Raw genomic sequence first — 5,512 nt, 5'->3', positions numbered from 1 at the left:
CTTAGAACAGCTCTGCCTTGAGATAGTGCCCGCCTGCCGCGGGATTGAAGTAATAGGGCGGAATTTCCTCGAACCCAAGCTCGGCGTAGAGCGCGCGCGCGGCTTCCATGTCGTCGAGTGTGTCGAGCAGTACGCGGTCGTAGCCGGTCTGGCGCGCCAGGTCGAGCATCGCGGCGGTGATCTCGCGGCCCAGGCCGAAGCCGCGGAACGGCCGGCGCACATACAGGCGCTTCATCTCGGCGGCATTGGGGTAGTCGCTGGCATCGAGCGGCCGCAGCGCGCAGCAGCCCGCGAGCGCACCGTCGACGGTGGCCAGCAGCAACTGCCCGCGCGGCGGTGCATATTCACCGGGCAGGTGGGCCAGTTCGGCCGCGAAATTCTGAAATTCCAGGTCAATGCCCGTGCTGTGAGCGTATTCCTCGAAGATCTGGCGTACGACGTCCAGATCTTGCGGAAAAGTCGCTGTCAGCAGGGCCACAGAAGGCTTATCCACAGGCGGGGCGCAAAAACAACGGAACCCGCAGTGTAGCGGTATGCGCGCGGTATGGTGAAGGCCGGTGCTGTTTCAAAACTGACCTATGCCCCAGGAGATGGCTGCGCACAGCAGTGCTATCCCCAGCGCGAGCAGGCGCTGGCGACTGCCATCGGCCGCCGCCGGCAGCGGGTGCGTGAGTTCGCGGTCGCCGCTGACCATGGCGCGCACCAGCGGACGCCGGCGCGCAAACGTGTACCAGGCGATGGCCAGCAGGTGCAGTCCCAGAAGTGCCAGCAGCAGGTATTGGCCCAGTTCGGCATGCCAGCGCGTTGCAGCCTCGACGATGTCTGCGGACACCAGCCGGCTCAGCGGTCCGGCATAGAAAATGGCGTCGTCGCTGAACAGGCCGGTGGCTACCTGGGCCAGCAGCACCGCGAGCATGGCAAACACCGACAGCGCGCCCAGCGGGCTGTGGCCGGCGCTGTGCGCGGGGCGGTCCTGTCCGCGCAGATAGTCCAGCAGCTGCCGGGGCGCATAGAGAAAGCTGCGAAACCGCGACCAGTGGCCGCCGACCAGCCCCCAGACCAGGCGAAACAGCAGCAGCGCCAGCACCACATGGCCCAGCCGCAGATGCCAGATCATCGCGTTGCCGCCGATCTTGGCGCTGACGATCATGGCGATGGTGCTTGCCGCCAGTGACCAGTGAAACAGGCGGGTCGGAAGATCCCAGATGCGGACGGTGTGAAGCATGGTGGTGCAAGGATAGCGAATCGCGCGGCGCGCGCGTTGCCTGCGCCGCCGTCCTTCACCATAATCCTGCGTTGGAGTTGAGGTTTTTGTCCATCACCACAAGAAAGTCCCCATGAAAGCAATCTGCGTTCTGGCCCTTGCGGCCCTCACTGCCTCGTTGAGTCTTCCGGCTGCGGCCCAATTCGCCAAGAAGGACGAGGCGATCGACTACCGCCAGTCGGCGCTGAGCGTGATGGCCGCGCACTTCGGTCGTCTGGGCGCAATGGCTAAGGGCGATATTCCATTCGATGCCAAGGCCGCGCAGGAGAACGCGGACATCGTGGTGTTCATGTCCCGTCTGCCCTGGGCGGGCTTCGGGCCGGACACTGAAGGCGGCAAGGCCAAGCCCAATGTCTGGACGGAAAATGCCAAGTTCAAGGAGCTTGCCGGCAAGATGGAAGCCGAAGCAGTGAAACTTGCGGCGGCGGCAAAGCAGAACGACCTCGCCAGCCTCAAGGCGGCATTCGGCGCCACGGCAGGCAGCTGCAAGGCCTGCCACGACAGCTTCAGGAGTCGCTGACCCCCCTGAGCGCCTGCGTAGCATGACGCCATCGCTGCGGGGCGGCCCTTGCCCGGCGTCCCTGGCCTGGAGCACGCCAGCTTCAGGGGCTGTGAGTCGAAGGACGCGAAATCAGGCTTCGGCCAGCAGCTTTTCTATGAGCCTGTGCAGCTCGGCGAAATCGGGCGCACCGATATAGCGTTTGACGATTTCACCGCGCTTGTTGACGATGAATGTCGATGGCGTGAGCTGCACATCGCCCCATTGCTTGGCGACCGCGCCGGTGTTGTCGATCGCGACCTTGAACGGCAGCTGGCGGCTTTGCGCGAAGTTCACCACGTAGCTCGGTGGGTCGTAGCTCATGGCGACGGCCACGGTCTCGAAGCCCTGCGGCTGGTACTTCTTGTAGGTGGCAATGATTTCGGGCATTTCGGCCACACAGGTGGTGCAGCTCGTGGCCCAGAAGTTGACCAGCGTCACCTTGCCCTGCAGGTCAGCGGTGGTTTTCTGGCTGCCGTCGAGCAGCACGAACGTCGACGCAGGCGCGGGGCTGCTGCCTGCATTCAGGTAAATGAAGCCGCCGACGCCGGCGACGGCGGCAAGCGCCACGCCTGCAATCCATGTTTTGATAGCCATGTGTCGATTGTGCCCAAAGCTGCCGGGAATCCGGAGGTCAGGGGTTATGAGTGCGGCCGCGCGCACAAAGTTCACTGCGCGCTGCAGCCAGCGGGGTGTTCGGGTTGACCACAATCAAAGCTTGTGGCCGGATTGCCCGGCGCACACGGACCGCGCGCCATAATGCTGTACATCCTTCCATCACTTCATGAACACGCGCATTCTTCTCATCACCCATGCTCCTCTGGCGCAGGCGTTGCGCGACTGCGCGCTGCATGTGTTTGCCGACAGCGCAGACGACGTGCTGACCATCGACGTCGGCGCCGATGAGAGCCCCGACGACACGCTGGCGCGCGCGCGCGCATTGCTGGGCACGAGTGGCTCTCCCGTGCTGGTGCTCACCGATGTATTTGGCGCTACGCCCTGCAACGTCGCCCAGCGCCTCGTCGCCGGACGCGCGGCCCAGCTCGTGGCGGGGGTGAACCTGCCCATGCTGTTGCGCGCTGTGAGCTATCGCCATGAAACACTTGATGCCGTCGCGGCGCGCGCCGTGGTGGGCGGTATCCAGGGAGTGATGGCCGTGGCCGCCGCTCCATTGCAGAACCAGAATTTCCGTTCTTTCCATGATCAAGACCACCATCACCATCAGCAATAAGCTGGGCCTGCATGCGCGGGCATCGGCCAAGCTCACCAAACTCGCGGGCAGCTATCCCTGTGAAGTGTGGATGACCAAAGGCGAGCGCCGCATCAACGCCAAGAGCATCATGGGCGTGATGATGCTCGCCGCCGGCATTGGATCGCAGGTGGAACTTGAGACTTCGGGTGAGCGCGAGCAGGAAGCCATGGATGCGCTGCTGGCGTTGATCAACGACAAGTTTGGCGAAGGACAATGAGCCAGGCGCGCTGCTGACGCGGCGCAGCTGACTCGACTGGCGGGTCGCGACGCGCAGCGTGCGCAACGTGGCCGGCCATGACTGACTGAGGGACAGTCCGGATGACGTTTGCAATTCATGGCCTGGCAGTTTCCCGCGGCATAGCCATCGGGCGGGCGGTGCTGGTGAGCTCGAGCCGCATCGAGGTGCAGCACTATTTCATTGGTACGGCCGAAGTGCAGGCCGAGGTCGAGCGCGCGCGCACCGCGCGCCAGGCGGTCATCGAAGAGCTGCAGCGCCTGCAGACCGAGATGCCGCATGACGCGCCCGCGGAACTCGACGCGCTGCTCGACGTGCACCTGATGCTGCTGCAGGACGAGTCGCTGGTGCATGGCGTCGAGCAGTGGATCTGCGAGCGCCTGTACAACGCAGAGTGGGCACTCACCACGCAGCTCGAGGCCATTTCCCGGCAGTTCGACGAGATGGAAGACGACTACCTGCGCGAGCGCAAGGCCGATCTCGAGCAGGTGGTGGACCGCATTCTGCGCCACCTCAAAGGCGTCGCCAGCCCGGTGCCGCCGTCACGCCCCATGGTGCCTGGCGCCGCACCCGAACTGCCGCTGATCCTTGTGGCCCAGGACCTCGCGCCGGCCGACATGCTGCATTTCAAGACCAGCGTGTTCGTCGGTTTCGTCACTGCGGTGGGCGGCAAGACCTCGCACACCGCCATTGTCGCGCGCAGCATGGACATTCCGGCCGTGGTCGGCGCGCGCGCCGCGGCGCAGCTGGTGCGCCCCGACGACTGGCTGATCATCGATGGCAATGCGGGCGTGGTGATCGTCGATCCTTCGCCCGCGATTCTTGCGGAGTACGAAAGCCGCCAGCGCGAGAGCGCGCACGAACGGGAAAGCCTGGCGCTGCTGCGGCACACACCCGCCGTGACGCTCGACGGCCAGCAAATCGAGCTGCTGGCCAACATCGAGCAGCCCGGTGACGGCCCGGCCGCGCTGCAGGCCGGCGCCCAGGGGGTGGGGCTGTTCCGCAGCGAATTCCTGTTCATGGGCCGCGACGGTCCGCTGCCCGGCGAGGAAGAGCAGTACCAGGCGTATCGCCAGGCCGTCGAAGGCATGCAGGGCCGGCCCGTGACCATACGCACCATTGACGTGGGCGCCGACAAGCCGCTGGACAAGGCGCAGGCCAAGGAGTACTCACTCAATCCCGCGCTGGGCCTGCGGGCGATACGCTGGAGCCTGGCCGACCCGAGCATGTTCCGCACGCAGCTGCGCGCCGTGCTGCGCGCCGCTGTGCACGGTCCCGTGAGCCTGCTGTTTCCCATGCTCGCGCACCAGAGTGAAATCGAGCAGACCCTGGCCCAGGTGGACCTGGCCCGCGCCGAACTCGATGCGCGCGGCATGGCCTATGGCGCGGTGCAGCTGGGCGCGATGATAGAGATTCCGGCCGCGGCGCTGATGGTGCGCATGTTCCTGCGCTATTTCGATTACCTATCCATAGGCACCAATGATCTGATCCAGTACACGCTGGCGATCGACCGCGCCGACGAGGCTGTCGCCCATCTGTACGACCCGCTGCATCCGGCGGTGCTGCGTCTCGTCGCCGACGTGATCGCCGAAGGGCGGCGCCAGGGCAAGAGCATCTGCGTCTGCGGTGAAGTGGCCGGCGATGTGGCGATGACGCGCCTGCTGCTGGGCCTGGGCCTGCGCAGCTTCTCCATGCATCCGGCGCAGATCCTGGCCGTCAAGCAGGAAATACTGCGCGCCGATGCGGGCCAGCTCGCTGCCTGGGCACGGGAGGTGGTGCTGGCCGACGACCCTGCCGCCTTGCTGGAGGCCGGCCCCATGCCGTCAACTTCGTGAAACTGCGGTGATCCACATTCTTTTTGAAAATAGTTGAGATTGGTTCTCATTCACGTGTTATGATTCATCCACTGACGCAGCACATATCCTGGTGGGAACAGTGCTCCATCGGTTTCAGTTTCATCGTGGGGCGACTCGTGGGCCTGTTAAGCCTTCAGTCGTTTTTTGCCAGCCAGCGGCTCGCCGGTTAGCCAGGCATTTTTTGGTGGAACACAACGAAGAAAGCCTTCCAATGGAAGGCTTTTTGTTTTGGCGGAAGCGTCCTGTAAATCACGCCGCATGACGTGATGCCGCCGTTCGCCCGTCGGTGTATTCAGGGCGAAAGGGCGCGAGGGACCAAGGCCCCGCGCGCAGGGCAGCCGGATCAGACGCCAGCTGCGTGGGCCTG

Annotated in this window: 8 protein-coding genes; 4 read left to right on the top strand and 4 right to left on the bottom strand. The window is 64.7% G+C overall.

Going from position 1 to position 5,512, the window contains the following annotated elements; all coding sequences use genetic code 11:
* Position 1: 1 nt before the first annotated feature.
* Complete coding sequence (locus RR928_RS24105; protein WP_332540237.1) at positions 2-493, bottom strand: GNAT family N-acetyltransferase; 492 nt, start codon at positions 491-493, stop codon at positions 2-4.
* Positions 494-565: 72 nt separating this feature from the next.
* Positions 566-1,225 carry a cytochrome b/b6 domain-containing protein gene (locus tag RR928_RS24100; protein WP_332540236.1) on the bottom strand — a complete coding sequence of 220 codons (660 nt, stop codon included), beginning with the start codon at positions 1,223-1,225 and terminating at the stop codon, positions 566-568.
* Between the two features lie 112 nt (positions 1,226-1,337).
* Between RR928_RS24100 and RR928_RS24095 the strand changes: the two genes are divergently transcribed.
* The gene (locus RR928_RS24095) at positions 1,338-1,784 is read left to right on the top strand and encodes a c-type cytochrome (protein WP_332540234.1); all 447 of its coding nucleotides are present in this window, start codon (positions 1,338-1,340) and stop codon (positions 1,782-1,784) included.
* Between the two features lie 111 nt (positions 1,785-1,895).
* Here RR928_RS24095 and RR928_RS24090 read toward each other — a convergent pair whose 3' ends face one another.
* Positions 1,896-2,399, bottom strand: coding sequence for a TlpA disulfide reductase family protein (locus RR928_RS24090; protein ID WP_332540232.1), 504 nt, complete (start codon positions 2,397-2,399; stop codon positions 1,896-1,898).
* A gap of 187 nt (positions 2,400-2,586) precedes the next feature.
* On the opposite strand from RR928_RS24090, the gene RR928_RS24085 reads away from it, so the two are divergent.
* From RR928_RS24085 to ptsP, 3 genes are all read left to right on the top strand, one after another.
* Positions 2,587-3,033 carry a PTS sugar transporter subunit IIA gene (locus tag RR928_RS24085; protein ID WP_332549810.1) on the top strand — a complete coding sequence of 149 codons (447 nt, stop codon included), beginning with the start codon at positions 2,587-2,589 and terminating at the stop codon, positions 3,031-3,033.
* A complete protein-coding gene (locus RR928_RS24080) occupies positions 3,002-3,271 on the top strand; it encodes an HPr family phosphocarrier protein (protein ID WP_332540229.1) in 270 nt (89 codons plus the stop codon). The genes RR928_RS24085 and RR928_RS24080 overlap by 32 nt, the downstream gene beginning before the upstream one ends.
* 101 nt (positions 3,272-3,372) lie before the next feature.
* Positions 3,373-5,124, top strand: coding sequence for a phosphoenolpyruvate--protein phosphotransferase (gene ptsP, locus RR928_RS24075; RefSeq protein ID WP_332540227.1), 1,752 nt, complete (start codon positions 3,373-3,375; stop codon positions 5,122-5,124).
* A 146-nt stretch (positions 5,125-5,270) separates the two neighbouring features.
* Here ptsP and RR928_RS24070 read toward each other — a convergent pair.
* Positions 5,271-5,512 (bottom strand): hypothetical protein (locus RR928_RS24070; RefSeq protein WP_332684577.1); only part of this gene is annotated, 242 nt, incomplete at its 5' end.

This window comes from Comamonas sp., from assembly GCF_036666375.1.
Taxonomy (GTDB): Bacteria; Pseudomonadota; Gammaproteobacteria; order Burkholderiales; family Burkholderiaceae_C; genus Comamonas.
This window is presented reverse-complemented; position numbering and strand designations above follow the sequence as displayed.